A 486-nucleotide genomic window follows, 5' to 3' on the forward strand; every position below is an offset into this window, starting at 1 on the left:
GCTGGCTGGTCAACGCGACGCGAACGCTGGAAATTCCGGGAACATCGCTGGCGGCAGCGCGGACATCGGCCTCCAGCGCATCCCGCGCGGCGTCGTCAAGGCCACTGACGTCGACGATGATGCTGGCGCGTCCTTCCTCGATCCGGGCGGTGGCGCGCCCTTGGGCGACACGAATTAGGGCGGCATCTAGCAAACTACTGTCAGTCATCGTGCGCAGATAGGCGACGCGAACGCGCTTGCCACTGTTTTTCGCAAGAACGCGCCCCTATAAAGGTCGCATGACGATCTTATCGGGCTGGTTTCAGCGCCTCTCCATCCTCGCCGCCGACAATAAGGGACCATGGGGCAGCGGCTCCGGTTCCGACAATGGCGGAGGCGACAGTGGCGGCCCGCGCAACCCGTGGGCGCAGCCACCCGGCGGCAAACCGCGTGGTGTCACGCCGGGTCCGAGCGCGCTCGATGAATTTCTCAAGCGCGCGCGCGGCG

At 66.0% G+C, this 486-nt stretch carries 2 protein-coding genes; one reads left to right on the forward strand and one right to left on the reverse strand.

Annotated features, from left to right (window positions below):
- On the reverse strand, positions 1 to 208 hold a 208-nt coding region (locus AACY45_RS28165; protein ID WP_339548746.1), incomplete at its 3' end, for a hypothetical protein.
- Positions 209 to 278: 70 nt separating this feature from the next.
- On the opposite strand from AACY45_RS28165, the gene AACY45_RS28170 reads away from it, so the two are divergent.
- Positions 279 to 486 (forward strand): hypothetical protein (locus AACY45_RS28170; RefSeq protein ID WP_339548747.1); only part of this gene is annotated, 208 nt, incomplete at its 3' end.

The organism is Pseudomonas sp. RA_35y_Pfl2_P32 (assembly GCF_963970735.1).
In the GTDB taxonomy this organism is placed as follows: Bacteria; Pseudomonadota; Gammaproteobacteria; order Pseudomonadales; family Pseudomonadaceae; genus Aquipseudomonas.